Consider the following 26,300-nt stretch of genomic DNA (forward strand, 5'->3'; position numbering starts at 1 on the left):
GCGACTTTGCCAATTCCGGTCCGCCCCCGGACGCCCGCGCGCGGCGTGCCGGCGACGCGGACCGCCACCGCCTGCGTACGGCTAAATGGATTACACGCCGCCACCGCTATTCAAGCAGGGCACGTCCGCGTTCGCGCGCCTGGTCATCTTCGTCACGATGGCGCTGGTGCTGCTCGTCGTCGACGCCCGCTTCGATGCGCTGTCCACGGTCCGGCAGGTCGCCGCCACCGTGCTGATGCCGGTCGAGCGCGCGGTGCTGGTGCCGCGCGACATGGCGCGCACCGCGTTCGACTATCTGCAGTCGTCCGCCGCGCTGGCCAGCGAGAACCGCGAGCTGCGCCGGCGCGCGGTGGCCCAGGCCGATGACGCGCTGCGCCAGGCCCAGCTCGAGGCCGAGAACCGCCAGCTGCGCAAGCTGCTTGACCTGAAGGAGCAATCGGCCACGCCGGTCACCGCGGCCGAGGTGCTGTACGACGCGCGCGATCCGTACAGCCAGCGCATCGTGATCGACCGCGGCAGCCAGCACGACGTGCGGGCCGGCTACCCGGTGATCGACGATCGCGGCGTGGTCGGCCAGGTCACGCGCGTGACGCCGTTCCAGTCCGAAGTCACGCTGCTGACCGACAAGGACCAGGCGATCCCGGTGCAGGTGGTACGCAACGGCCTGCGCAGCATCGCCTTCGGCGGCGGCAAGGCGGGCATGCTGGATCTGCGCTTCATGGCGGCGTCCGCCGATCTGCAGCAGGGCGACCTGCTGGTGACCTCCGGCCTGGACGGCGTCTATCCGGCCGGGCTGCCGGTCGCGCGCATCGTGCAGATCGAACGCAAGGCCGATACCGCGTTCTCGCGCGTCTACTGCGAGCCGGTCGCGGGCGTGCGTTCGCATCGGCAACTGCTGGTGGTGCGCTACGAGGCCGAGAAGCCCTCGCGCGACCTGCCGGCCGGGGCCGACGGCAAGAACGCCGGCGGCAAGGCCAGCAAGACGGACAAGGCCGGCAAGACGGATAAGGCCGATCAGGCCGATAAGCCCGAGAAAGCGGAGAAGGCGCCGAAGGCGGATGCCGCGGCCACGGTCGCCACCGCGGCCGCGCCTTCGACCGCGCCCGGCCAGGAGCAGAAGCGGTGACCCATCCCCAATACCTGCTGCGGCCGGTCAACCCGGCCTTCATCGCGCTGACCTTCGTGCTGGCGTTCCTGTTCAACCTGCTGCCGTGGGGCGACATCCTGTGGGTGCCCGACATGGTGGCGCTGGTGCTGGTGTTCTGGAACATCCACCAGCCGCGCAAGGTCGGCATGGGCGTGGCCTTCGTGCTGGGCCTGCTGATGGACGTGCACGATGCCCGCCTGCTCGGCGAGCACGCGATGGCCTACACGCTGCTGGCGTACTTCGCCATCACGATCCACCGCCGCGTGCTGTGGTTCAGCGTCTATACGCAGGCGCTGCACGTGCTGCCGCTGCTGTTCATCGCGCATGCGGTGCCGGTGGTGATCCGGCTGCTGATGGGCGCGCCGCTGCCCGGCTGGCCGCTGCTGGTCGCGCCCGGCATCGAGGCGCTGCTGTGGCCGCTGGCCACCGGCCTGCTGCTGGCGCCGCAGCGCCGTTCGATCGACGTCGACGAAACCCGGCCGATCTGACGGCATGGCACTCCGTTCGCTGTTCCCCTCCGTGCCCCGACCGCCCGTCCACGCAGCACCATGACCGAAATCCGCAACGTCGAACTCGAGCTCGGCCGCTTCCGCCTTCGCGTGGCGGCCGCGGCGCTGTTCGCCGTGATCCTGTTCGGCCTGCTGTTCCTGCGCTTCTTCTGGCTGCAGTGGTACAAGCACGACCAGTATTCGGCCAAGGCCGAGGACAACCGCATCTCGGTGGCGCCGATCGAGCCGAACCGCGGCATCATCATGGACCGCAACGGCATCGTGCTGGCGCGCAACTATTCCGCCTACACGCTGGAGATCACGCCGTCCAAGCTGACGCAGTCGCTGGACGACACCATCGACGAACTGTCCGAGCTGATCGAGATCCAGCCGCGCGACCGCCGGCGCTTCCGCCGGCTGATGGAGGAGTCGCGCAGCTTCGAGAGCCTGCCGATCCGCAGCCAGCTGAGCGACGAGGAGGTCGCGCGCTTCTCCGCGCAGCGCTTCCGCTTTCCCGGCGTCGACGTGCGGGCGCGGCTGTTCCGCCAGTACCCGATGGGCGAATCGGCCTCGCACGTGGTCGGCTATATCGGCCGCATCTCGCAGCGCGACCAGCAGCGCATCGAGGCGATGGACGAGGCCAACGACGCCAATCCGGCCAGGTACGATCCGCGCAAGGACGCCGACAACTACAAGGGCACCAACTACATCGGCAAGATCGGCATCGAGCAAAGCTACGAGACCGAGCTGCACGGGCTGACGGGGATCGAGGAGGTCGAGGTCAGCGCCGGCGGGCGGCCGATCCGCACGCTGTCGACCGCGCCGGCGACGCCGGGCAACAACCTGATCCTGTCGCTCGACATCCGGCTGCAGCAGCTGGCCGAGGCGCTGTTCGGCGACCGCCGCGGCGCGCTGGTGGCGATCGAGCCGGCCACCGGCGACATCCTCGCCTTCGTCTCCAAGCCGACCTTCGACCCGAACCTGTTCGTCGAGGGCATCGACACCGCCACCTGGAACGAGCTGAACAATTCGCCGAACAAGCCGCTGCTGAACCGCCCGCTGCGCGGCACCTACCCGCCCGGCTCGACCTACAAGCCGTTCATGGCGCTGGCGGCGCTGGCGACCGGCAAGCGCACCGCGGGCTGGGGCATGCACGACCCCGGCTTCTTCACGCTGGGCAACCACACCTTCCGCGACGACAAGCCGGGCGGCCACGGCTGGGTCGACATGCATAGCTCGATCGTCGCGTCGTGCGACACCTATTACTACGCGCTCGCGCGCGACATGGGCGTCAACGCGATCCACGACTTCATGAAGCCGCTCGGCTTCGGCCAGCTGACCGGCATCGACATCGAGGGCGAGAACCGCGGCATCCTGCCGTCGACCGACTGGAAGCGCCGCGCCTACCGCAAGCCGGAGCAGCAAAAGTGGTATGACGGCGAGACCATCTCGCTGGGCATCGGCCAGGGCTACAACAGCTTTACGATCCTGCAGCTGGCGCATGCGACCTCGATCCTGGTCAACAACGGCGTGGTGATGAAGCCCCACCTGGTCAAGGCGATCGAGGACGCGGTCACGCGCCAGCGCCGCCTGACGGTGCCGAAGGAAAGCTACCGGCTGCCGTTCAAGCAGTCCGATATCGACGTGATCAAGCGCGCGATGGTCGGCGTCACGCATTCGGGCACCGCGGCGCGCGTGTTCGCCGGCGCCGCCTACGAGTCGGCCGGCAAGACCGGCACCGCGCAGACCTACTCGCTGGCCAAGGGGGAGAAGTACAACCATCACGCACTGGCCGAGCACAAGCGCGACCACGCGCTGTACACCGCGTTCGCGCCCGCCGACAAACCGAAGATCGCGCTGGCGCTGATCGTCGAGAACGCGGGCTTCGGCGCGGCGCACGCGGCACCGATCGCGCGCAAGGTGATGGATTACTACCTGCTCGGCAAATGGCCCGCCGAACTGGCCGAGATCGCGCCGCCCGCCGCCGAACGGGCGCACGGCCTGCCGCCGGTCGATACGCCCAGCGTGTTCACCACCGGCCATACCGCCAGCATCGCCAGCGCCAGCGCGATGGGCAACACGCTGGCCAGCGAGGAAGGGGAAGGCAAGCCGGGCGGCAAGGATCAGCACGACAAGGCGGGCGGAGGCGAGGCACGCGAAGGCGGCGCCAGCGCGGTCGCCGCGGCGCCGGACATCGATCCGCAAGCGATCGCACCGGCCTCGGCGCCGGTGACGCTGGGCGAGCGCATGCGCCAGGCGCTCGGCCACACCAGGCCGCCGCATGATGGCGCGCCGCCGGCGCCGGCCGCCGCGCCACCCGCTCCCGCCGCACCGGGCGCGCGCCAGACACGCCCGGGCACGCCGCCCGCCGCGCCGGGCCCCGCTCCGTCTCCCGCATCCCGCGCCCGGCAGGCCGCCGCGGCGCCGGGCGCCAACGCCACGCATTGAAGGAGGCGCAGATGGATCGCAGACGCGCCCTGTCCCTGATCAAGACCGCGCTGACCGGCTTCGACAAGCCGCTCGCGCTGATCGTCTTCCTGCTGTTCGCCACCGGCATCGTCGCGCTGTACTCGGCCTCGGTCGACATGCCCGGCCGCGTCGAAGACCAGCTGCGCAATATCCTGCTGTCCTACGCGGTGATGTGGGTGATCGCCTATCTGCCCACGCAGACGCTGATGCGGGTCGCGGTGCCGCTCTATACGGTCGGCGTCGCGCTGCTGATCGCAGTGGCGATGTTCGGGCTGATCCGCAAGGGCGCGCGCCGCTGGCTCAATGTCGGCATCGTGATCCAGCCCTCGGAGCTGATGAAGATCGCGATGCCGCTGATGCTGGCCTGGTACTTCCAGAAGCGCGAGAGCGGGCTGCGCTGGTTCGACTTCATCGTCGCCGGCGTGCTGCTGGCGGTTCCGGTGGGTCTGATCGCCAAGCAGCCGGACCTGGGCACCGCGCTGCTGGTACTGGCGGCCGGCATGTACGTGATCTACTTCGCCGGCCTGTCGTGGAAGCTGATCCTGCCGGCGCTGGCGATCCTGGTGACGCTGATCTCCGGGCTGCTGTTCTTCGAGCACGACATGTGCGCGCCCGGCGTCAACTGGCCGGTGCTGCACGACTACCAGCAGCACCGGGTCTGCACGCTGCTCGATCCGACCACCGATCCGCTCGGCAAGGGCTTCCACACGATCCAGTCGATCATCGCGATCGGCTCCGGAGGCCTGATGGGCAAGGGCTGGCTCAAGGGGACGCAGACCCACCTCGAGTTCATTCCCGAGAAGCACACCGACTTCATCTTCGCGGTCTACTCGGAGGAATTCGGCCTGATCGGCAATGCCGTGCTGCTGGTGCTGTACCTGCTGCTGATCTTCCGCGGGCTCTATATCGCCGCGAACGCGCCGACACACTTCTCGCGGCTGCTGGCGGGCGCCGTCACGCTGATCTTCTTTACCTATGCCTTCGTCAACATGGGCATGGTCAGCGGCATCCTGCCGATCGTGGGCGTGCCGCTGCCGCTGATCAGCTACGGCGGCACCGCGCTGGTCACGCTTGGCATGGGGATCGGCATCCTGATGAACATCTCGCGGCAGAAGCGGCTGATCCAGACTTGAGGGCGCACTGGCGCGCTGGCGCGCGCTTGCTCGCTCCCCTTTCCCGCGAGCGGGAGAGGGGAGAGGGGAGATTCCGCGCGAGTCCTGGCGCAGCGATTCCCTTTCGCGCCCCAGCAGAGATGAGAACCGCCGGAACACCGCGCGATCTCTTGCACACCTCATCTCTCTCCCGCTTGCGGGAGAGGCGCAGGGCAGAGGGAAAGGCGTCCGCTACATCGTCGGCGCGCGCGATCTCACCGTCTGCTCCAGCAGCGACCGCAACTTGGCCAGCGCGCCAGGGTCGCCGCGCGCCGCGGCGCGGGCGTACCAGATCTTGGCCTGCTCGATATCGCGCTCGACCACGCCCGGCTCGCCGCGCTCGTAGAAGCTGGCGACGATGTACTGCGCCCCGCCGTCCCCGGCGGTCGCCGCCCGCGTGTACCACTCGAAGGCCTTGGCGTAATCGCGCGGCACGCCGCGGCCGATGAAGTAATTGGTCGCCAGCGCGACCTGCGCCTGGATATGCCCGCCCTGGCTGGCGCGCTGATACCAGCGGTTGGCCTCCTCCAGCGACTTCGGCACCAGTTCGCCGCGCTCGTGCAGTTCGCCCCAGGTGAACTGCGCATGCGTCATCTCGTTATCGGCCGCCTTCTTCAGCCAGACCAGCGCCTCCTGCGGCTTCGACGCGGTGCCATCGCCGCGCAGCAGCATCATCGCGTAGTTGAACTGCGCCAGCCGGTTGCCCTGGCGCGCCGCGTCGGCGAAGTCGCGCAGCGCGGACTCGAAAGCGCCCGCCTCGTAGGCAGCCACCGCCTGGCGCGTCAGCGTCTCCGCGGGCTGCGGCGGCCGGGGTGCCGCCATCGCGGTCTGCCACCCGCCCAGCAGGATCAGCGTGCAGGCGGCATGGCAGGCGAGGCGGCGCAGGGACGGCATGGCGGACTCCCAGTGGGATCGGGCTTTCCAGCCAGTGTAGGAGCCGATGGAAGGCGGTGATAGCTTGCACCGGTTCATTACGAGGACAAATAACAAGCGGAATTTTTTCGCCCGCTCCATTCATCGATCACATGATTGCCGTTTCGCCTTGGCGCTTGGCCGCGACGACGCCGCGCGCGTGCAGGCCGCTGCGTACGCTCTAGAGTGACGCGGCCGCGCAAGGACCATGCGGCCCTTCCCGCCCTTCCCCGACACGAACCGATCGTTTCGTCCCCATGCATATCCGTTGGCTCGAAGACTTTGTCTGTCTGGCCGAGGCCGGCAGCCTCGCCCGCGCCGCCGAACTGCGCAACGTCACCCCACCGGCGTTCGGCCGCCGCATGCAGGCGGTCGAAGTGTGGGCCGGCGCGCCGCTGATCGATCGCAGCGTGTTCCCAGTCCGGCTGACCGCCGAGGGCCGGCAGTTCCTGGAGGCGGCGCAGTCGGCGCTGCATACGCTGGAGGAAACGCGGCTGGCGCTGCGGGCGGCCCACCGTGTCGATGCCAGCACCGTGGTGATCGCCACCGGCAAGACGCTGTCGCGCTCGCTGGTGCCGGCGTGGCTGGCCGGGCTGCGCCAGGCGCTGCGGCACGATCCGGTGGCCGCGGGCTTTCGTACGCGGCTGTCGACCTTCGCCATGCACGATGCGATGGCGATGTTTACCGAGGGCGATGCCGATTTTCTGCTGTGCTACAGCCCGCCCGACCTGCCGGTGCGGCTGGACGAGGCCCGCTACCAGTTCCACCCGGTCGGGATCGAACGGCTGGTCTGCGTCGCCGCCGCCGACGCCGCGGGTGGCCCGTGCTTTCGCCTGCCGGCGCGCGGCACCGGCGGCAAGAGCGGCGCGCAGGTCCCGATCATTGCCTATGCCGAAACGCTGACGATGGGCCGCATGGTCAATCAGGAAATCGCCCGGCGCAAACTGGCCGGCCGCCTCGACGTGGTGGCGGTCTGCGATTTCGCGGAATCGGTGCACGAGATGGTGCGCCAGCGCATGGGCCTGGCCTGGCTGCCGGCACGGCTGATCGCCGACGATCTGCATGCCGGCCGGCTGGTGCGCGCCGATATCGGCAACGTCGCGGACGCCGGGACGGAGGGCGGCCAGTTTGGCGGCCAACAGGGCGGCAATCGCGATCTGGTGCTGCAGATCCGGCTCTATCGTCCGCGCGCGGCGATGCGCCCGCTCGCCGAGGCGTTCTGGGGCGCCGCGACGGCGTAATACCGCCGGGCGGCCGGGCGCGCAGGCGGTGCTCCGCCTTCCCGCTTGCCGATCCGGCAATCGCCATTGCCAAACCCGCATGCGACGACACGGCGCCGCTCCCTAACATCGCGCCATACCACATCGATAACAGATAGACACGGGAGCGTTGCCATGAAGATCTCGCTGCGGACTGCCACCGCCGCCACCTTGCTGTTCTCCGCCATCTCGGCCATGTCGCTGGCTCCGGCCGACGCGCGCGCCAGCGAATGGCCCGCCAAGCCGATCACGCTGGTGGTCGGCTACACGGCCGGCGGCAGCGTCGACCTGGTGGCCCGCACCGTCGCGCCCGAACTGGGCAAGCGGCTCGGCCAGAGCGTGGTGATCGAAAACCTCGGCGGTGCCGGCGGCACCATCGGCGCGTCGCGCGTGGTCAAGGCCGAGGCCGATGGCTACACGCTGCTGATGGGTTCGGGCAGCGAGGTGTCGATCGCCCGCCTGACCAATCCGGCGGTCCGCTACGACGGCGAGAAGGACCTGGCCCCGATCACCTTCGTCGGCACGCAGCCGATGGTGCTGGTCGGCAAGCCCACGCTGCCGGCGCGCAATGCCGGCGAACTGATCGCGCTGGCCAAGGCGCAGCCGGACAAGCTCGCCTACGCGTCGTCGGGCGTCGGCACGCCGCTGAACCTCGCCGGCGAGCTGATCAAGCAGCAGGGCAAGGTCGGCATCACGCACGTGCCGTACAAGGGCGCGTCGGCCATGGCAACCGACCTGCTCGGCGGCCAGATCGATCTGGCGGTGATGGTGCTGTCGTCCGCGCTGCCGCATATCCAGGCCGGACGGGTCAAGGCCTACGGCGTGACCGAGGCCAAGCGCGCCGCGGTGGCGCCCGACGTGCCGGCGCTGGCGGAGACGCCTGCGCTGAAGGGCGTCGACATGGGCGTCTGGTTCGGCCTGATGGCGCCGAAGGCCACGCCGCGCGCGGTGGTGGATCGTCTCAACAACGAGATGCAGGCCGTGCTGGCGATGCCGGAGGTCCGCAAGAAGCTGGCCGAGGCCGGCGTCGAGGTCGCGCCCGCCAATCCGGCCCAGTTCGCCGCCTTCGTCAAGCGCGAGACCGCCAAGTACCGCACCATCGTGCAGGCGGCCGGCATCCAGCAATAACGGGAACCCCATGAACACGATGACCACGCTCGACGCTTACCCGGTCGAAGTCGCATTTCCCGATATCCGGCCGTACGCCGACGGCAATACCGGCGTCGCCTACGTCCACCACTTCGACAGCGGCGTGCCGGGTCCGCACGTGATGATCAACGCGCTGACCCACGGCAACGAGGTCTGCGGCGCGATCGTCGTCAAGGAGCTGCTGGACCTGGGGCTCAAGCCGCGCCGCGGACAGCTGACGCTGGCGTTCGCCAACGTCGACGCGTATCACCGCTTCGATCCGGCCAGGCCGGACGCCTCGCGCTTCGTCGACCAGGACTTCAACCGCGTCTGGACCGCCGCGGTGCTCGACGATGCGTCGCGCGACTCGTCGGAGCTGCGGCGCGCGCGCGAGATGCGCCCGCTGATCGATCGCGTCGATCTGCTGCTGGACCTGCATTCGATGCACGAGAAGAGCCTGCCGCTGATCGTGTCGGGCCCGCTGGACAAGGGCGTGGCGCTGGCGCGCACACTCGGCGCTCCGGCGCATGTGATCGTCGACGAAGGCCATCCGGAAGGCCGCCGCATGCGCGACTACGCCGGCTTCGGCGATCCGGCCAGTCCGAAGAATGCGCTGCTGATCGAGTGCGGCCAGCACTGGGAGGCATCGTCGGTGGCGGTGGCGCGCGACAGCACCGCGCGCTTCCTGCTCGCCGCCGGCATCGTCGACAGCGGCGACCTGCCCGCCGGCTGGCTGTCGGCACAGGCCGCACCGCAGCGCGTGGTGCGCGTGACCGAGCCCGTGGTCGCCACCAGCATGAACTTCCGCTTCGCCGGTCCTTATACCGGCCTGGAGACCTTCGCCGAGGCCGGCACCGTGATCGGCTGGAACGACGACGTGCCGGTGATGACGCCGTATCCGGACTGCGTGCTGGTGATGCCGTCGCTGCGCCAGCTGCGCCCGGGCGTGACGGTAGTGCGGCTGGGACAGCTGCAGCCTTGATCCTCCGCGGCAAAGATGCCCACCAAGAGCATCGCCGCGGCCCTCAGCGTGTCTTGAAGACGGCGTCCAGCGATTGCGCGTCCAGCAGCCGCCCGCTCCACCGCCTGATGTCGGCCGCCTGCGCCGCATTCAGCCTGGCAACGATATCCGGTGGCAGCGGCCCGAACCGGCGCGCCAGCAGTTGCTGCAGGACCCGGGCCGCACCTTCCCGCCGGCCCTTCGTGATTCCCTTTGCGACCCCCTTCTTCTCGCCCCGCCTCTCTCCCCGCTTTTCGCCCTTCTCTTCGTGTCGGGCGGCCCACTCGTCCATCCGTTGTGCCAGTGACATTTCCAAATCCTCCAGATCTCGAACCCGCGGCAGCGCGAGCTTGCCCTTGCGCTGCCTCAACAATACGCCACGCATCCACATCGCCAAAGTCCGCTTGAGCTCCTTGCGTCCGTCGATCCAGCAACGGACCTCACGAATTACGCGGATCAGACTCCGCTCGTTCTTCAATCGGTTGAAACGCATCACCGCCGCCACGAGATTGCGCCGCCGAGCAAGTTGTGCTTCCGAGTACCGGCTTTCGTCGATCAGGTGATAGCGAAACCGCGGCACCGGGAAGTCCGCATCGTGAGCGATCAGGCTTTCGACATCCACCGGCGCCTTCCATTTCGTTTCGCCGTTGTACAGCACGATGGGCAACACGGGCGGCAGCAGGCGGTCCGGTGAACATTCCTTCCTGCGGATCAGGTCCTGATACAGAAGCATCAGGTAACTCAGCACGCGCACGGCCATGAACGCGTCGACGGTACTCTGGAACTCGATCAGGATGTACAGGTACATCCACTGCTGTCCCGTTCGCACGCGCCAAACCACATCGTCGGCGCGCTGGCGGAAGTCATCGGTGACGTAGCTGCACGGCATGCGCTCCAGGGTGGAGAAATCCACCTTGCGCCACCATTGCCTCGGCACAAAGGTCTTCAGCAGGTCCCTGACGAATTCGGGACAGGTGTACAGAAACTTGTAAGAGACGTCGTCGTGCTTGGCCATCGTGCCGATCATGCGTGGGGGCGCATCGCGCCGAGACCGCCAGCATGCCGACTCAACCGCTATGAAGCTTTCTTAATAGTTGCCGCGCTATGAGTTACTGATTTGTTGCGTCATGGGGACCGAACCGAGTCAATGGCTATGGAAATCGGTGAACACCCTCATCAAGCGCAGCGCGTCCTCGGCCGTAAACCTCTGCATGACGACGTGACGGAGATCATGCGTCCGCCGTGCGCCATGTGGTGCCGGCAACTTCCTTTTCGCAGGAAACGGACGTGCGCCCCCTTGCCCCCGCCCCCCTTGCTTCCTCGGCTGCCGGCTTTGCCGGCGCCTACTCCCCTTCCCCCGCCGACACTTCGTCCACCAGCCGGCCTTCACGCCGCTGGCGCCCTGGCCCCGCGCGGATCGGTACGCGGCTCGCGCTGATCGTGCTGGCCGTACAGGTGCTGGTGTTCGGCCTGTTCGCCTGGGTGCTGTCCGACAGCAGCATGCGCCAGCTCGAGGCGCAGCAGCGCGCGGCGATGAGCGCGCAGAACGAAACGCTGCGCGACCTGCTCGGCCAGTTCGACGACACCATGCTGCAGGAGGCTGACCGCTTCCTGCTGAGCTTCGCCGCGGTGGTGCCCGGCCCGTATGCGGTCGATCCCGCGCAGACCATCGAGGTCGCCGGGCAGCCGACGCCGCAGTTCACCAGCGGCGAGATCGTGCTGAACAACAACTTCGAGCTGCCGGACCGCTTCTTCGCGACCACCGGCGGCACGATCGCCACGGTGTTCGCGCGCCGCGGCGACGACTTCGTGCGCGTGACGACTTCGCTGAAGAAGCAGAACGGCGAGCGCGCGGTCGGTACGCTGCTCGACCGCGCCGGGCCTGCCTATGCCGCGGTGCAGGCCGGCCGCTCGTATCGCGCGTTGACCTGGCTGTTCGGCAAGCCGTACATGAGCAAGTACGAGCCCGTGCGGGACGCCGCCGGCAAGGTCGCCGGCGCCCTCTATGTCGGCGTCGACGTCAGTGCCGAGCTCGCGATGCTGAAAAACCGCATCCGCCGCAAGTCGATCGGCACGGACGGCCATTTCGTGGTGGTCGACGCCAAACCCGGTCCCGACCAGGGCAAGCTGCTGGTCGGCCGCCGCCAGGAGGGCACGGTCCAGCTCGACGCGCGCGACGAAGACGGCAAGACCTGGCTGCGCGAGATGATGGCCGCGCGCCAGGGCAGCCTGACGCATCGGATCGCCTTCGACGGCGGCGCCCCGGCGTTGCGCCTGACCGCGTTCGAGACCTATCCCGAATGGCAATGGCTGATCGTCGGCTCGGTGCCGGTCGACAGCCTGCGCGCCGAACTGATCGCCAACCGCAATCGCTTCCTGGGCGCGGGCCTTGCGCTTGCGCTGCTGGTGTCGGCGGGATTCTGGTGGATGCTGCGCCGGATGGTCAGCGTGCCGCTGGCCGATGCGGCGACGGCCGCGCGCAGTCTCGCCGCCGGCGACCTGACCGCGCGCCTGGACAGCCCGCGCCGCGACGAGATCGGCGAGCTGATGCGCGCAATCGACGGCGTCGGCCAGGGCCTGTCCGGCATCGTCGGCACCGTGCGGGCCAGCGCCGATGCGATCGTCGCGAGCACTGGCGAGATCGCGACCGGCAACGCCGATCTGTCGGCGCGCACCGCGAGCCAGGCCAGCAGCCTGGAGCGCACCGCCGCGAGCATCGAGCAGCTGAGCGCGACGGTGCGGCAGAACGCCGATGCCGCGGTGGATGCCGACGCCACCGTGCGCAGCGCCGCCGATGCGGCCCGGCACGGCGGCGGCACGGTCGAGCGCGTGGTGCAGACGATGGACGGCGTGCATCGCAACGCGCAGCAAGTCGTCGACATCATCGGCATGATCGATGGCATCGCGTTCCAGACCAACATCCTGGCGCTGAACGCGGCCGTCGAAGCGGCGCGCGCGGGCGAACACGGCCGCGGCTTCGCGGTCGTGGCCGGCGAGGTGCGCAGCCTCGCGCAGCGCAGCGCCACCGCGGCGGGCGAAATCAAGGCGCTGATCGAACGCACCGTGTCCGACCTGCGCGACGGCCACGCAGCGGTGCAGCAGGCCGGCAGCGCAATGGAAGACATCGTGCGCCAGGTGGAAGGCATCGCCACGCGCATGGCGGAAATCAGCGCGGCGTCGCGCGAGCAGTCGCAGGGCATCGCCCAGGTCAGCGACGCGCTGGCCGAGATGGACGGCGTCACGCAGCAGAACGCCGCGCTGGTCGAAGAGGCGGCGGCCGCCGCCGAAAGCCTCGATCAGCGCGCCCAGCAGCTGCGCGAGGCGGTGCAGGCGTTCAGGCTGGCGTAGCGGTAGCGCCGGAGTTGGCGTTCGGACCCGCCCCGCCGTTCGGATCGGACGGCGGGGCGTTGCGGTCCCGCGCCTCCGGATGCGGAAGGCGGCCCGGGAACAGCTGGTCGACCAGTTCGTCGATCTTCTGCTGCGGCTCGATCAGGTGGCTCAGGTTGACGCCGCCCTGGCTGCGCCGCGCGTCGTAGACCGCCTTGCCGACGCGTTCGCCGCGGCGATAGACGGTGATGTCGGCCGTCGCGAGGAAGGTGCGCCAGTACGACTGCGAGGTGGCCGCATAGGTCGCCGTCAACGTACAGGCCGCCACCGACGATCCGGGCGGCAGCAGCCTCGCTTCGAAGCCGCGGCGCTGCAGCGATTGCAGCAGCGTCGCCGCGAACGGTGCGCGTCCGGCGGGGCTATCGATCACGCAGAACGAGGCCCCGAGGTCCGGATCGATGCGGACCATTGCCGCGATCGGATCGGCCGGCGGCGCCGCTTCGGCGGGGCTGACGGACTGATAGGTGGCGCAGCCCGCGGTCAGCACCGTCAGCGCGGTCAGCACGGTCAACGCCGTCAGCGCGGACATCCTCGGCAGGCCCGCACGGGCGGACGAAACGGCAAACGCGGCGCGGCCGCGGCGTGGCAGGGCGGAAGTCATGGCGGTTCCCCTCGGGGTCCGGTTGGTGCGATGGCGCGGTGGCAGGGCTTCTCCCGCCAGCATCGCAGCGCACGCATGGCGGGGTCTCTGCCGGTTAACGGCGACTAGCCGCGGGATCTGTAGGGGCGATTCGCTCGGCAACCGATGCGAGATCCGATGCGGTATCGACGGCAGTGGCGCCCGATTTTGAACCGTGATTCTGCACAGCGGAATTTTTGCCTGGCCGATTATCGCCAACGTCTTTGTCCCACCGCGGCAAACGCCCTTGTCCCCCGCATCCCCCGGCATGTAGATTCTGCTTTGCAGAATCACATGCCACAAAAAACAATGCGCCCCGCTGCCGGCGGCGGCGACATCGACAGGGGACACTTGTGAAGAAGCTGTTGATCGCCAATCGCGGCGAGATCGCGCTGCGCGTGCAACGCGCGGCCCGCGATCTAGGCATCGCGACCGTCGCCGTCCATGCACGCGACGATGCCAATAGCCGCCACCGCCTGCTGGCCGACGAAGCGGTCGCGCTCGACGGCGAAGGCCCCACCGCCTACCTCGACATCCCCGCCATCCTCACCGCCGCGCGCCGCACCGGTTGCGACGCGGTCCATCCCGGCTACGGATTTCTCAGCGAACGCGCCGACTTCGCACAGGCCTGCGCCGAGGCCGACCTGATCTTCGTCGGCCCGACGGTCGGCCAGCTCGCACTGTTCGGCGACAAGGGCCGCGCGCTGGCGCTGGCGCGCGAGTGCGGCGTGCCGGTGATGCCAGCCACCGAAGGCAGCGCGACGCTGGAGGCAGTGACGGCCTTCTTCGACGAGCAGCAAGGCGCCGGCATCGTGCTGAAGGCGGTCGGCGGGGGCGGCGGCCGGGGCATGCGCGTGGTGCGCGAACGCGACGCGCTGGCCGAGGCCTATGCGCGCTGCCGTTCGGAGGCGCGCTCGGCGTTCGGCATCGACGCGGTCTATGCCGAACGGCTGGTTGTGCGGGCGCGCCATATCGAAGTGCAGATCGCCGGCGATGGGACCGACGTGATCTCGCTGGGCGAGCGCGACTGCACGCTGCAGCGGCGCTTCCAGAAGCTGGTCGAGATCGCGCCCAGCCCGGCGCTGGACCCGGCGCTGCGCGAACGCATCGTCGAGGCGGCCCGTACGCTCGCGCGCCGAACCGGCTACCGGAGCCTGGGCACGTTCGAATTTTTGGTGGAGGAAGCCGAACCGGGCCACGGGGCCGTCCGCGATGGCGCAAACCCGTCCTTCGTCTTCATCGAGGCCAACCCGCGCCTGCAGGTCGAGCACACGATCACCGAGCAGGTCACCGGCGTCGACCTGGTGGCGCTGCAACTGGGGCTCGCGCAGGGCCGGACCTTGCGCGAACTGGGCCTCGATCCGCAGCGGCCGCCCGCGCCACGCGGCTATGCGATCCAGGCCCGGATCAACGCCGAATCGATCGATGCGCAAGGGCTCGGCCGCCCGGCGCAGGGACGGCTGGAACGCTTCGATCCACCCACCGGCCCCGACGTTCGCGTCGACACGCACGGCTATACCGGCTACGCGCCCTCGCCGCAGTACGACACGCTGCTGGCCAAGCTGATCGTGACGTCCGGCAGCGGACGCTTCGCCGACGCGGTACGACGGCTGCAGCGCGCGCTGGGCGAATTCACCATCCGCGGCATCGCGACCAATCTCGAGTTGCTGCGCGCGCTGGCCGAGCGCGAAGACTTCGCCAGCCAGCAGATCCATACCCGGCACGTCGAGGCGGTGCTGCCCGAACTGCTGAGCCGCGCCGCGCAGCTCGATGCGCAGCGCCGCGCGCAGCAGGCGGTGCAGGACGGCACCGGCGGCGCCATGGCGAGCGTCGCGGCCACACCGGTCGGCGCCAGCAGTTTCGACGAGCAGCTCGGCGAGGGCCTGCGCGCAGTGCGCGCGCCGATGGCCGGCCGGCTGGTCGAGGTCAGCGTCGCGGTGGACCAGCTGGTGCAGGCCGGCCAGACCGTCGCCGTGCTCGACGCGATGAAGATGGAACACGCGATCGTCGCCGAACAGCCGGGCCGCGTGATCGACCTGCGCGCCGAGGCCGGCGAGCAGGCCGCCGAAGGGCAGGTGCTGCTGGTGCTGGAACCGGCCGAGGCCGGCGCGCACACCGGCGGCGATGCCGAGCAGGCCGATCCAAACGCGATCCGCGCGGACCTGCAGCGCGTACTCGAGCGCCATGCCTTCCTGTACGACGAGGCGCGGCCCGACGCCGTCGCCAAGCGCCATGCCCGCGGGCAGCGCACCGCGCGCGAGAACGTCGCCGACCTGTGCGACGCCGGCACCTTCGTCGAATACGGTGCGCTCGCGGTGGCCGCGCAGGCCAGCCGGCGCAGCGAGGCGGACCTGATTGCCAATACGCCGGCCGACGGCCTGATCACCGGCATCGGCGGCGTCAACGGTGCGCTGTTCCCGGCCGAGCGCTCGCGCTGCGCGGTGCTGGCCTACGACGCCACCGTGCTGGCCGGCACGCAGGGCAAGCGCAACCACATCAAGACCGACCGCATCCTGCAGGTCGCGCTGCAGAACCGGCTGCCGACCGTGATCTTTGCCGAAGGCGGCGGCGGCCGGCCCGGTGACGTCGACTTTCCGACCGTGGCGGGGCTTTACCAGCCGTCCTTCGCGGCCTTTGCCGCGCTCAGCGGCGAGGTGCCGGTGATCGGCATCGCCTCCGGGCGCTGCTTTGCCGGCAATGCGGCGCTGCTGGGCTGCTGCGACCTGATCGTCGCCACGCGCAACGCCAATATCGGCATGGCCGGACCGGCGATGATCGAGGGCGGCGGACTGGGCGTGTTCCGGCCCGAGGACATCGGCCCAGCCGCCGTGCAGCATCACAACGGCGTGGTCGATCTGCTGGTCGACGACGAGGCCGCCGCGGTGGCCGCGGCCAAGCACTATCTGTCGATGTTCCAGGGTTCCGTCGCCCACTGGCAGGCGCCCGATCCGCTGGCGCTGCGGCGCGTGGTGCCGGAGAACCGGCTGCGCGTCTACGACACGCGCGCGGCGATCGCCGGCATCGCCGACGCCGGCAGCGTGCTGGAGCTGCGCAGCGGCTTCGGCACCGGCATCCATACCGCGCTGGCCCGCATCGAGGGCCGCCCGGTCGGCATCCTGGCCAACAACCCGCGCCACCTCGGCGGCGCCATCGACGCGGACGCCGCCGACAAGGCCGCCCGCTTCATGCAGATCTGCAATGCGCACGGCCTGCCGATCGTCTCGCTGATCGACACGCCGGGCTTCATGGTCGGCCCGGAGGTCGAGGCGCGCGCGCAGGTGCGCCACGTCTCGCGGATGTTCGTGATCGGCGCCAAGCTGCGCGTGCCCTTTCTCGCGGTGGTGCTGCGCAAGGGCTACGGCCTCGGCGCGATGGCGATGGCGGCGGGCGGCTTTCGCGCGCCGACCTTCACGCTGTCGTGGCCGACCGGCGAGTTCGGCGGCATGGGCCTCGAGGGAGCGGTGCGGCTCGGCTTTCGCAAGGAGCTCGAGGCGCTGCCCGAGGGGCCCGAACGCGATGCGCTGTACCAGAAGCTGGTCGCGCAGATGTACGAGCGCGGCCACGCGATCAACGCCGCCGCCGCACTCGAGCTCGATGCGGTGATCGACCCGGCGGCGACGCGGCAGTGGCTGGTGACCGGACTCGACGCGGGCGCATCGCATCGGGACCGGCCGCTGCGGCCCTACGTCGACGCCTGGTAAGGAGAACCCGCGCCAGCACCGCCGCAGACGTCCCCCGCCTTGCCATCGACCCCAACAAGAATGCAACAGGAGACAGCAGATGGACCGCGAGCAGTCGAACCCACCGGCATCGCATGACGCCACGTCCGAGGCGCAGTTCTTCGACGATCTGGAAGCGCGCCACCGCCGGATCTGGCCCGCCGGCCTGCCGACCGCGCCGGTGTACCCGCACGGCGAGGTCGCGCTCGGCGACTACCTGCGCGCGTGGGCGCGCCGTCGCCCGACGCATCCGGCGCTGATCTACTACGGCACCGAAGTCGGCTATGCCGAGCTCGACGACCTCAGCGAGCGCTGCGCCGCGCTGCTGGCCTCGCACGGCATCGGCGCGGGCGACCGCGTCGCGGTGATGATCGGCAACTGCCCGCAGTTCCATGTGGTGTTCTACGGCATCCTGAAGCTCGGCGCGGTCTACGTGCCGGTCAATCCGCTGTTCAAGGAAGAGGAGCTGCGCTACGAGCTGAACGACTCGGGCGCGACCGCGATCATCGTGCTGGACCAGCTGGCAGGCATGCTGATGGCGGTCAAGAGCCAGACCCACATCCGCACGGTCTTCACTACCAGCCAGGGCGAGATGCTGCCGGCGCGGCCGACCGTGCCGCTGCCCGCGGGACTCGACGCGGCGCCGCTGCGAATCGACGGTGCGACCGACCTGATGCCGGCGATCCGCGCGACGTCGCCGATCACGCTGCCGCCCGTCGATCTCGACGCGCTCGCCGCGCTGAACTACACCGGCGGCACCACCGGCATGCCCAAGGGCTGCATGCACACGCAGCGCGACATGGTCTACACGGCCGCCGCCTCGTACGCGCTGACCGGCGGTGTCGACGCGGCGCGCATGGCGGAGGGTTCCGACGACGTGATGCTGAACTTCCTGCCGATGTTCTGGATCGCCGGCGAGAACCTGGGACTGATCTATCCGATCTTCAGCGGCGCCACCGTGGTGGTGCTCGCGCGCTGGGATCCGGTGGCCGTGATGGCGGCCATCGACCGCTACCGTGTCAACCGCACCTTCGTCGTGGTCGACAACGCGGTCGAGCTGATGAACCACCCCGAGCTGCCACGCTACGACCTGCGCTCGTTGCGGCATACGCGCGCGGCCTCGTTCATCCGCAAGATCACGCCCGACATCCGCCGGCGCTGGTTCGAGCTGACCGGCAGCGTGCTGGCCGAAGGCGCCTGGGGCATGACCGAGACGCATACCAGCGACACCTTCACCACCGGCATGCAGCACGACGACATGGACCTGCGCGGGCGGCCCGTGTTTGTCGGCCTGCCGGTGCCCGGCACGCGCATCAAGATCTGCGACTTCGACACCGGTGCGTTGCTGCCGATCGGCGCCGAAGGCGAGATCGTCGTCAGCACGCCGTCGCTGTTCAAGGGCTACTGGGGACGGCCGGACGTCGACGCCGAAGTATTCCGCGGCGGCTGGTTCCGCACCGGCGATATCGGCGCCTACGACGAGGACGGCTATCTGCATTTCCTGGGCCGCCGCAAGGAAATGCTGAAGGTGCGCGGCATGAGCGTGTTCCCGTCGGAGCTCGAGGTGCTGCTGTCGCGCCATCCCGCGGTACTCGGTTCGGCCGTGGTCGGCCGGCCCGACCGCGACAAGGGACAGATGCCGGTGGCCTTCATCCGGCTGCGGCCCGAACACGCCGCCACGGTCAACGCCGAATCGCTGCACGCCTGGTGCCGCGAACAGATGGCGGTCTACAAGGTGCCGGAGATCCGCATCGTCGACGAACTGCCGCTGACCGCGACCGGCAAGGTGCGCAAGGTCGAGCTGCAGGCGCAGCTGGAGGCGGAGCAGTCGCAGTGAGCATCGCAATGCGCGCGCATTGAGGACGCATTGAGGACGCATTGAGAACGCATTGAGAACGCATTGAGCAGGCGCGACCGAAGCCGTGCAAAGCCGCGGTCGCACATCGATCGGAAGGGCGCCGCAAGAGTGCCCGATGACACCAGGAGACAAACCATGAACCCGTCCCGTCGCAAGCTGCTGCAGACCTCGGCCGCCCTCGCCGGCAGCCTCGCATTGCCCCGCCTTGCCGGCGCGCAGTCGTCCGGCGCCGCCACCATCGACGGCCCGATCCGCATCGTGCTGCCCTACCCGCCCGGCGGATCGACCGATGCGATCACGCGCTTCATCGCCGACCGGCTGGGCGCGGCGGTCAAGCAGACCGTGATCGTCGAGAACCGCCCCGGCGCGGCCGGCATGATCGGCGCCGCGCAGGTAGCCAAGTCGCCCGCCGACGGCCGTACGCTGCTGTTTACCAATACCGCGCTGATCCAGAGCCCGCTGATCCAGCCCAAGCCGCTGTACGACCCGATGACGGACTTCGATCCGCTGTCGCTGGTCGCCGACGCCGCGCAGGTGTTCGTCGCCAACGCCGATCTGCCGGTCAAGTCGCTGCGCGACTACGCGGCCTATGCCAAGGCGCATCCGGGTTCGGGGTACGGCAGTCTCGGCGTCGGGTCGACCGGGCATCTGTACGGCGAGCTGTTCAAGCAGCGCGCAGGCATCGAGACGGTGCACGTGGCCTACAAGGGCGATGCCCCGGCGATCGCCGACCTGCTGGCCAAGCAGCTGCCGGCCGGCTTCGTCTCCACGGTGGTGGCGCGCACCTATGGCGAGGCGGGCCGCATCAAGGTGCTGGCGACGCTGGGGACCAGCCGCGTACCGTCGATGCCCGACGTGCCGACCTTCGCGGAATCCGGGTATCAGGGCTTCGAGGCGATCGGCTGGATCGGCATGCTGGCCCCGCATGGCTGCGCTCGCCCGGTAATCGACCGGCTGTCGACCGAAATCGCACGCATCGTCCGCTCGGCCGATGGATCGCGGATGCTGACCGAGGCCGGCATGCTGCCGCGCGGCACCAGCGCCGACGAGTTCGCGGCGCTGCTCAAGCGCGACCAGAAGGTGTGGCAGTCGCTGGTGCAGCAGACCGGTATCCGGGTCGGATGAGCGGCCAGCAGAAGTCCATTCCCATGCGCGACAGCTCGCCCACGAACGGGGCCGCATCGACGGCCACATCGACGGCCACATCGAAGGCCGCATCGAAGGAAGACCGGCATTTCGTCACGGCGCTCGCGCGTGGACTCGAAGTGCTGGCGTGCTTCCGCTCGAGCGACCGTGCGCTCGGCAATCAGGAGATCGCGCAGCGCTGCCGTCTGCCGAAATCCACGGTGTCGCGCCTGACCGCGACGCTGACCCGGCTCGGCTACCTGACGCAATACGAAGGCACCACCAAGTACGCGCTCGGCACGGCCTGCCTGGGACTGGGCAGCGCGATGCTGTCGCGGCTGGACATCCGCAAGGTCGCGCGGCCGCTGATGCAGGACCTGGCCGACTTCTCCGGTGGCACCGTATCGCTCGGCGCGCGAGACCGGCTGTCGATGATCTACGTCGAGCACTGCCGTAGCTCGGCGGCGATCTCGCTGACGCTCGACATCGGCTCTCGCATTCCGGTGTCGACGTCGGCGATCGGGCGGGCGTGGCTCGCGGTCGCGCCCGATGGAGAACGGGAGGCGCTGCTCGAGCAGATACGCGAACTCGACGACGTCGCCTGGCCGCGCATCCGCAAGGGCATCGAACAAGGACTGCAGGACCATGGCGCGCTGGGCGTCGCATGCTCGTTCGGCGACTGGCAAAAGGACGTCAACGGCATCGGCCGCGGCTTCGATCCGGGCAACGGCATGGCGAGGATGGCGCTCAATGTCGGCGGACCGTCGTACAGCCTGTCGCCCGAATTCCTGCTCAACGAAGTGCGGCCGCGCCTGCTGGAGGTGGTGCGGCAGCTGGAATCGACGTTCCCCAGGTAAGGCGCGCGGGCAGGCCAAAGCCGGCGAAAAAAAGCCAGCCCGTAGGCTGGCCAAGAACCAAGGAGACACACAAACGCGCATAAACGTCGCGCGCAAAACGGAACAAGCACTACAAGGTACTGCGGAATTCGCTGCTGGTTGGCGTCAATGGCCTCTGCGTGTTCGCAAACCGGATCGGCGTCAGCCAACGAAGGCCTGGCGGCAGCGCAGCGCCATCACCTGCGCTTCGAACGCGCGGGCCGCGAGGTCCGCAAGATGGGCGGTACGGCGGCGCCGCGAAGCAGTGCGCGATGGCGCGGTGTTGCCGGTTTCGACGTTTTCATTCAAGCGCCAGGCGGCGCGGGTCACGGACAGAATCCGGGCAAGCGCCCGGGCATGCTCCACAGGCATGCTGACGAGGGCCGAAGCCATGTTTGCTTACCTCTGCAGTTGTTCGTACGGAGTGACAAGTCAATGCCAACCGTTTGACTGAACGATACACAGAGGGGCGGCGCGTCCTTATCAAGTGAGCGCCGAAAGCCATGTGGGTGTAGTCCTACAAACCCGAAACCAACGCGCAGGCGCGCACAACGCCGGCCGCGGTCAGGTCGTCGTGCTGGGGCTCCAGAACGCCTGGCGCACCGCGGGCAGTGCGGCCAGCCGCTGCACCAGGCGGTCCAGCGCATCGCCATCGAAGGAACTTGCCACCAGCGTCGCCTCGATCTCGACCTCGTCCTGTCCGAACGGCTGGATGTCGAGATCGTGCACCGGATAACCGCCACGCTCCAGCGCCTCTTCGAGCTGCGCCATGACCGCCTTCTGCTGACCCCGCTCCGCGATCACGTGGACCGTGCCGGTAACCTCGACCGATTCGACATCGAGCGGCTTGCGATTGATCGCATCGACGATCGGCCGCAGCAGCGTGTTGGCCGCGAGCACGAACACCGTCGCCATCATCGCCTCGAGAATCAGGTCGGCACCGGCCGCCGCGCCAACGCCGGCGGAGCCCCACAGCGTCGCCGCGGTATTGAGCCCGCGCACGTTGCCCTCCTCCCGCATGATCACGCCCGCGCCGAGAAAGCCGACGCCCGACACGACGTAGGCCATCACATGCACCGCGCCATCGTGCCCATGCAGCCGGTTGGCGACGTCGACAAATACCGCGGCGCCGACCGCGACCAGCACATTGGTGCGCAGCCCCGCGGTGCGCTGCCGGTACTGCCGCTCGAATCCGATCGCGCCACCGAACATGAAGGCGGCGCTCAGGCTGACAAGCGTGTCCAGCAGCGAGGCGAGATTGACGTTGTGGAAGGCTTCCATACGGGCTCCTGTCGCGATGCGACGCTCTGCGCAGGGCGATCGCGCGATCGCGGTGCGCACCGGTTCCGAGGTCCCGATTCAGGACCGATTGCAAGACTCGATGCGCCGGCTACGCGCTGCCGGCACGTGCTGCCTCTTCCAGGATCCACTCCCGAAACGAGGCGATCTTCGCGCGCGCGTGGCTTTCCTCGGGGTAGACCAGGTAGTACGCGAACGCATCCAGCAGCGTGACGTCGGCAAGACGGACCAGCGAGCCGTCGGCCAGTTCGCGGGCCACCATCGCCGCCGGCAGCAGCCCTGCGCCCTGACCCGTCATCACGGCCTTCCACAACAGGCTCGAATCGTCGAACGACGGTCCACGCGGGCGCTCGATCTCGTCGATGCCCTGTGACGCGAACCACAGATGCCAGCCCTTGCGCTCGGTGTCGTGCACCTGCGGCCAGCGCAGCAGATCGGCGGACGTGGCCGGCATGCCGAGCCTGGCTACCAGCGACGGCGCAGCCACCGGCACGATCTCCACCGCGATGATGCGCTCGCTGTGCAGGCCCGGATATTGGCCCAGGCCGTGCCGGACCGCGACATGCACGCCGTCGCGCGTGAAGTCGGCCAGCGCGGTGGTCGTGATCACGTGCAGATCGATGTCGGGATGGGTTTGCTGGAACGACTGCAGGCGCGGCACCAGCCACGCGGCCGCGAAGAACGGCGTGACGCTGACGTTCAACAGGCCGGTGTCTGCCGGCGCCGCGATGCGGCCGGTCGCGTCCTTGATCTGCCGGAACGCGTTGCGCACCGGCGGCAGATAGGCGCGCCCGGCTTCGGTCAGGTAGATGCCGCGGTTCACCCGCTGGAACAGCTTGACGCCCAGATGCGACTCCAATGCCTTGACCATCTGGCTGACCGCGCCGGCCGTCACGCACAGCTCCTCGGCGGCGTGCTTGACCGACAGATGCCGGGCCGCGGCCTCGAAGGCCCGCAAGGCATTGAGCGGTGGCAGCTTGTGGTTTGACATTAGTTTTTCTAAGGCGAAAGGCCCATGAAATCTGGTTTGCGCGGGCGACGGGACAAAAGGTAGTTTTGGGACGCCGTCTGGCCATGTCAGCGCAGCGTTGGGTACGCTCCGGCGCAAGGCCGCTTCAATTCTACTTAACCTTCTTTCCGTACGAGTAAACGATGGCCTCCGATTGGCATTTCCTCTCCATCACCGAACTGGCCGCAAGAATCCGGCGCCGGGAGATTTCGCCTACGACCGTGGTGCGCGCCCAGCTGGATCGCATCGCCGCGCTGGACGGCGTGCTGCACAGCTACGCGCTGGTGATGGCGGATATGGCGATGGCCCAGGCGGAAGCCGCCGAGGCCGAGATTGCCGCTGGCCGATATCGCGGCCCGCTGCATGGCGTGCCGATCGGCGTCAAGGACCTGTGCTGGACCGAGGGAGTGCCGACCGCTGCCGGCATGGCGATCCATCGGGATTTCCGGCCGGACCGGGACGCCACCGTCGTCCAGCGGCTCAAGCAGGCGGGCGCGGTGCTGCTGGGCAAGCTGCAACTGACCGAAGGTGCCTATTCCGACCATCACCCCTCGGTCACTGCGCCGCTGAACCCGTGGCATGCGGACTACTGGCCGGGCATCTCGTCGAGCGGCGCCGGCGTGGCGACGGTGGCCGGGCTCTGCCATGGCGCCATCGCGTCGGATACCGGCGGCTCGATCCGGTGGCCGGCGGCGGCCAATGGCGTGACCGGGCTGAAGCCGACGTGGGGCCGCGTCAGCCGGCATGGGGTGTTCCCGCTGGCGCCGTCGCTGGACCATGTCGGCACCATGGCGCGCAGCGCGGCGGATGCCGGCCTGCTGCTGCAGGTCATCGGGGGCGCCGACACGCAGGACCCGACCGCCCTGCGCGAGCCGGTGCCCGACTACCTTGGCGCGATGGCGACGGACCTGCGCGGCGTCCGCATCGGCATCGACGCGGACTGGAATGGCGACGGCATCGATGCCGAAGTCCAGGCCGTTGTCTGCGCGGCCGCGGAGGTCTTGCGGGCGCTCGGCGCGACCGTGGTCGACGTCCGCGTTCCGGAGGCAATGCGTGCGGGCAGCGCGCTGACCGACGACTGGGCCGCCAACTGCGCGGTCGAGGCGGCCGTCGCCCATGCCGCCAGCTATCCCGCCCGCCGCGACGAATATGGGCCGGTGCTGGCCTCGGTCATCGAAGCGGGACGCGCGCTGTCCGGCATCGACTATCAGCGGATATTGCTGCGCCGTGCCGACTTGCGTGGCCGCATGGTCGGCCTGCTGCAAACCATCGACCTGCTGCTGACGCCGGTGCATCCGTATGCGCCGCTGTCGCTGGCCGCTGTTCGCACGCTCGGCGAACAGCCCGCGCTGATCGCCGGCCTGCAACGGTACACTTGTCCCTTCAACCTGACCGGCCATCCGACCATCACGCTGCCAGGCGGTTTGTCGCGGCTAGGGCTGCCGATCGGCTTTCAACTCGTCGCCCCGCATCTGGGCGAAGCGATGCTGGTGCGCGCGGGCGCCGCCTTCCAGGGCGCCACCGATTGGCATCGACAACATCCGGTGAACTGACATGACGACACTGGTGGTCAAGCAGCGCATCTTCTACGGCTGGTGGGTCGTCGCCGCGGCGTTCGCCGTGACCTTCGTCGGCTTCGGCAGCGCCTATACCTTCAGCGCGTTCATCGAGCCGTTGCAGCACGAGTTCGGCGCGTCGCGCGGGGCGGTCTCGCTGGTGTTCTCGCTGGCCGGCTTCCTGTATTTCGCGCTGGGCATCGTCAGCGGGCCGCTGGCCGATCGCTGGGGCGCGCGCCGCCTGTGCATCGCCGGCATGCTGCTGGTCGGCGCGGGGCTCGCGCTGGCGAGCGTCGCGCGCAATATCGTCGAGGTCTACGCGGCCTACGGGCTCGGCGTGGGCCTGGGCGTCGGCCTGGCCTATGTGCCGGCGGTGGGCGCGGTGCAGCGCTGGTTCGTCAAGCGGCGCGGTCTCGCCTCGGGGCTTGCGGTCAGCGGCATCGGCGTCGGCACGCTGGCGATGCCGCCGCTGGCGGCGCTGCTGATCGACGGCGCGGGCTGGCGAGACGCCTATCTGACGCTGGGCGTGCTGGCCGCGGTGCTTGGCGTGGGCGCGTCGCTGCTGCTGGAGAACGATCCGCGCGAGCGCGGCCTGGCAGCGGACGGCGAGCCGTTGCCTGTCCATGCCCACACCGCCGCGCCGTCGGCCGACCTGTCGGTCGGCGACGCCGTACGGACGCGCCAGTTCATCAGCCTCTATGCCGCGTGCCTGATCGCCTCGTTCGGCGTGTTCGTGCCCTTCGTCCACCTGGTGCCGCACGCACAGGACCTCGGCATTGCGCAGGGCACGGCCGTGCTGCTGCTGGGCGTGATCGGTGTCGGCAGCACGGTGGGACGCTTCTTCCTGGGCAGCCTGGCCGACCGCATGGGCCGCCAGCGCTTCCTGCTGTGCACGGTGATCGCGCTGGCGTTCACGCTGGTGATCTGGGCCGTCGCCAGCGGCTTCTGGATGCTGGCGCTGTTCGCCTTCCTCTTCGGCGCCTGCTACGGCGGCTGGGTCGCGGTGCTGCCGGCGGTGGTGATGGACCTGTTCGGCGGCCGCAACGTCGGCGGCATCATCGGCGTGCTGTACACCAGCGTGGCCTTCGGGACGCTGATCGGACCGAGCGCGGCCGGCTATGCGTTCGATGCGAGCCGCAGTTATACGCTGCCGATCCTGGCGGCGGTGGCGGCGAATTTGATTGCGGGGGCAATTTTGATGGTGGCGGCGCGCGGGTCGAAGCGCGGCTCGGCGCCGGGCTGATATTCGGCCCGACGGCGCCCAGCGGCGGCCCAACGGCAGCCCAAAGGCGGCTCCAG

The 26,300-nt window shown here is 69.2% G+C and carries 20 protein-coding genes; 14 read left to right on the plus strand and 6 right to left on the minus strand.

The window, feature by feature from the left end:
- Positions 1 to 85 precede the first annotated feature (85 nt).
- The 4 genes from mreC to rodA are packed head-to-tail and all read left to right on the plus strand — an operon-like array spanning position 86 to position 5,237.
- Positions 86 to 1,126, plus strand: coding sequence for a rod shape-determining protein MreC (mreC, locus tag M1D55_RS24400; RefSeq protein ID WP_456282035.1), 1,041 nt, complete (start codon positions 86 to 88; stop codon positions 1,124 to 1,126).
- On the plus strand, positions 1,123 to 1,635 hold the full coding sequence (gene mreD / locus M1D55_RS24405; protein ID WP_006579990.1) for a rod shape-determining protein MreD: 513 nt from the start codon (positions 1,123 to 1,125) through the stop codon (positions 1,633 to 1,635). Before mreC ends, mreD begins: the two co-directional genes overlap by 4 nt.
- 60 nt (positions 1,636 to 1,695) lie before the next feature.
- Positions 1,696 to 4,083, plus strand: coding sequence for a penicillin-binding protein 2 (gene mrdA, locus M1D55_RS24410; protein WP_456282036.1), 2,388 nt, complete (start codon positions 1,696 to 1,698; stop codon positions 4,081 to 4,083).
- Between the two features lie 11 nt (positions 4,084 to 4,094).
- Positions 4,095 to 5,237, plus strand: a complete 1,143-nt coding sequence (gene rodA / locus M1D55_RS24415; protein ID WP_023263931.1) for a rod shape-determining protein RodA — start codon at positions 4,095 to 4,097, stop codon at positions 5,235 to 5,237.
- A 210-nt stretch (positions 5,238 to 5,447) separates the two neighbouring features.
- On the opposite strand, the gene M1D55_RS24420 is transcribed toward rodA, so the two are convergent.
- On the minus strand, positions 5,448 to 6,149 hold the full coding sequence (locus M1D55_RS24420; RefSeq protein ID WP_006579492.1) for a tetratricopeptide repeat protein: 702 nt from the start codon (positions 6,147 to 6,149) through the stop codon (positions 5,448 to 5,450).
- A gap of 275 nt (positions 6,150 to 6,424) precedes the next feature.
- Here M1D55_RS24420 and M1D55_RS24425 point away from each other — a divergent pair, with 275 nt between their 5' ends.
- The 3 genes from M1D55_RS24425 (at position 6,425) to M1D55_RS24435 (ending at position 9,536) form a co-directional block, all read left to right on the plus strand.
- Complete coding sequence (locus M1D55_RS24425) at positions 6,425 to 7,408, plus strand: LysR family transcriptional regulator (protein WP_456282037.1); 984 nt, start codon at positions 6,425 to 6,427, stop codon at positions 7,406 to 7,408.
- A gap of 153 nt (positions 7,409 to 7,561) precedes the next feature.
- A complete protein-coding gene (locus M1D55_RS24430) occupies positions 7,562 to 8,554 on the plus strand; it encodes a Bug family tripartite tricarboxylate transporter substrate binding protein (RefSeq protein ID WP_064574857.1) in 993 nt (330 codons plus the stop codon).
- 10 nt (positions 8,555 to 8,564) lie between these two features.
- Positions 8,565 to 9,536, plus strand: coding sequence for a M14 family metallopeptidase (locus tag M1D55_RS24435; RefSeq protein ID WP_456282038.1), 972 nt, complete (start codon positions 8,565 to 8,567; stop codon positions 9,534 to 9,536).
- Between the two features lie 43 nt (positions 9,537 to 9,579).
- On the opposite strand, the gene M1D55_RS24440 is transcribed toward M1D55_RS24435, so the two are convergent.
- Positions 9,580 to 10,569 carry an Rpn family recombination-promoting nuclease/putative transposase gene (locus M1D55_RS24440; protein ID WP_456282039.1) on the minus strand — a complete coding sequence of 330 codons (990 nt, stop codon included), beginning with the start codon at positions 10,567 to 10,569 and terminating at the stop codon, positions 9,580 to 9,582.
- A 272-nt stretch (positions 10,570 to 10,841) separates the two neighbouring features.
- On the opposite strand from M1D55_RS24440, the gene M1D55_RS24445 reads away from it, so the two are divergent.
- Positions 10,842 to 12,902, plus strand: coding sequence for a methyl-accepting chemotaxis protein (locus M1D55_RS24445; RefSeq protein WP_456282040.1), 2,061 nt, complete (start codon positions 10,842 to 10,844; stop codon positions 12,900 to 12,902).
- Here M1D55_RS24445 and M1D55_RS24450 read toward each other — a convergent pair.
- Complete coding sequence (locus M1D55_RS24450; RefSeq protein ID WP_232206838.1) at positions 12,889 to 13,542, minus strand: Sbal_3080 family lipoprotein; 654 nt, start codon at positions 13,540 to 13,542, stop codon at positions 12,889 to 12,891. The genes M1D55_RS24445 and M1D55_RS24450 overlap by 14 nt on opposite strands.
- A 371-nt stretch (positions 13,543 to 13,913) precedes the next feature.
- Between M1D55_RS24450 and M1D55_RS24455 the strand changes: the two genes are divergently transcribed.
- The 4 genes from M1D55_RS24455 (at position 13,914) to M1D55_RS24470 (ending at position 21,119) form a co-directional block, all read left to right on the plus strand.
- Entirely contained in the window at positions 13,914 to 17,261 is a 3,348-nt protein-coding gene (locus tag M1D55_RS24455; protein WP_456282041.1) for a carboxyl transferase domain-containing protein, read from the plus strand.
- A 79-nt stretch (positions 17,262 to 17,340) separates the two neighbouring features.
- Complete coding sequence (locus tag M1D55_RS24460) at positions 17,341 to 19,116, plus strand: AMP-binding protein (protein ID WP_456282042.1); 1,776 nt, start codon at positions 17,341 to 17,343, stop codon at positions 19,114 to 19,116.
- 156 nt (positions 19,117 to 19,272) lie between these two features.
- On the plus strand, positions 19,273 to 20,262 hold the full coding sequence (locus tag M1D55_RS24465; RefSeq protein ID WP_456282043.1) for a Bug family tripartite tricarboxylate transporter substrate binding protein: 990 nt from the start codon (positions 19,273 to 19,275) through the stop codon (positions 20,260 to 20,262).
- Positions 20,263 to 20,285: 23 nt separating this feature from the next.
- Positions 20,286 to 21,119 carry an IclR family transcriptional regulator gene (locus M1D55_RS24470; protein WP_456282044.1) on the plus strand — a complete coding sequence of 278 codons (834 nt, stop codon included), beginning with the start codon at positions 20,286 to 20,288 and terminating at the stop codon, positions 21,117 to 21,119.
- A 180-nt stretch (positions 21,120 to 21,299) separates the two neighbouring features.
- Here the strand turns inward: M1D55_RS24470 and M1D55_RS24475 are convergent, their stop codons facing one another.
- From M1D55_RS24475 to gcvA, 3 genes are all read right to left on the minus strand, one after another.
- Positions 21,300 to 21,530 (minus strand): hypothetical protein, encoded by a 231-nt coding sequence (locus M1D55_RS24475; RefSeq protein WP_456282045.1) that lies wholly within the window; start codon positions 21,528 to 21,530, stop codon positions 21,300 to 21,302.
- Between the two features lie 171 nt (positions 21,531 to 21,701).
- The gene (locus M1D55_RS24480) at positions 21,702 to 22,418 is read right to left on the minus strand and encodes an MgtC/SapB family protein (protein WP_006579329.1); all 717 of its coding nucleotides are present in this window, start codon (positions 22,416 to 22,418) and stop codon (positions 21,702 to 21,704) included.
- A gap of 109 nt (positions 22,419 to 22,527) precedes the next feature.
- The gene (gene gcvA, locus M1D55_RS24485; RefSeq protein ID WP_006579328.1) at positions 22,528 to 23,427 is read right to left on the minus strand and encodes a transcriptional regulator GcvA; all 900 of its coding nucleotides are present in this window, start codon (positions 23,425 to 23,427) and stop codon (positions 22,528 to 22,530) included.
- Between the two features lie 161 nt (positions 23,428 to 23,588).
- Between gcvA and M1D55_RS24490 the strand changes: the two genes are divergently transcribed.
- Complete coding sequence (locus M1D55_RS24490) at positions 23,589 to 24,998, plus strand: amidase (protein ID WP_456282046.1); 1,410 nt, start codon at positions 23,589 to 23,591, stop codon at positions 24,996 to 24,998.
- A 1-nt stretch (position 24,999) separates the two neighbouring features.
- Positions 25,000 to 26,244 (plus strand): MFS transporter, encoded by a 1,245-nt coding sequence (locus M1D55_RS24495; protein WP_456282047.1) that lies wholly within the window; start codon positions 25,000 to 25,002, stop codon positions 26,242 to 26,244.
- The last annotated feature ends 56 nt before the right edge of the window (positions 26,245 to 26,300 follow it).

The sequence above is a fragment of the Cupriavidus sp. JZ107 genome, assembly GCF_053903255.1.

Bases quoted from the DNA above. Each gene is read 5' to 3' on its own strand.
- mreC (WP_456282035.1), top strand. From the start codon at position 86: ATGGATTACACGCCGCCACCGCTATTCAAGCAGGGCACGTCCGCGTTC.
- mrdA (WP_456282036.1), top strand. From the start codon at position 1,696: ATGACCGAAATCCGCAACGTCGAACTCGAGCTCGGCCGCTTCCGCCTT.
- rodA (WP_023263931.1), top strand. From the start codon at position 4,095: ATGGATCGCAGACGCGCCCTGTCCCTGATCAAGACCGCGCTGACCGGC.
- M1D55_RS24420 (WP_006579492.1), bottom strand. From the start codon at position 6,149: ATGCCGTCCCTGCGCCGCCTCGCCTGCCATGCCGCCTGCACGCTGATC.
- M1D55_RS24425 (WP_456282037.1), top strand. From the start codon at position 6,425: ATGCATATCCGTTGGCTCGAAGACTTTGTCTGTCTGGCCGAGGCCGGC.
- M1D55_RS24430 (WP_064574857.1), top strand. From the start codon at position 7,562: ATGAAGATCTCGCTGCGGACTGCCACCGCCGCCACCTTGCTGTTCTCC.
- M1D55_RS24435 (WP_456282038.1), top strand. From the start codon at position 8,565: ATGAACACGATGACCACGCTCGACGCTTACCCGGTCGAAGTCGCATTT.
- M1D55_RS24440 (WP_456282039.1), bottom strand. From the start codon at position 10,569: ATGGCCAAGCACGACGACGTCTCTTACAAGTTTCTGTACACCTGTCCC.
- M1D55_RS24450 (WP_232206838.1), bottom strand. From the start codon at position 13,542: ATGACTTCCGCCCTGCCACGCCGCGGCCGCGCCGCGTTTGCCGTTTCG.
- M1D55_RS24460 (WP_456282042.1), top strand. From the start codon at position 17,341: ATGGACCGCGAGCAGTCGAACCCACCGGCATCGCATGACGCCACGTCC.
- M1D55_RS24465 (WP_456282043.1), top strand. From the start codon at position 19,273: ATGAACCCGTCCCGTCGCAAGCTGCTGCAGACCTCGGCCGCCCTCGCC.
- M1D55_RS24470 (WP_456282044.1), top strand. From the start codon at position 20,286: ATGCGCGACAGCTCGCCCACGAACGGGGCCGCATCGACGGCCACATCG.
- M1D55_RS24475 (WP_456282045.1), bottom strand. From the start codon at position 21,530: ATGGCTTCGGCCCTCGTCAGCATGCCTGTGGAGCATGCCCGGGCGCTT.
- M1D55_RS24480 (WP_006579329.1), bottom strand. From the start codon at position 22,418: ATGGAAGCCTTCCACAACGTCAATCTCGCCTCGCTGCTGGACACGCTT.
- gcvA (WP_006579328.1), bottom strand. From the start codon at position 23,427: ATGTCAAACCACAAGCTGCCACCGCTCAATGCCTTGCGGGCCTTCGAG.
- M1D55_RS24490 (WP_456282046.1), top strand. From the start codon at position 23,589: ATGGCCTCCGATTGGCATTTCCTCTCCATCACCGAACTGGCCGCAAGA.
- M1D55_RS24495 (WP_456282047.1), top strand. From the start codon at position 25,000: ATGACGACACTGGTGGTCAAGCAGCGCATCTTCTACGGCTGGTGGGTC.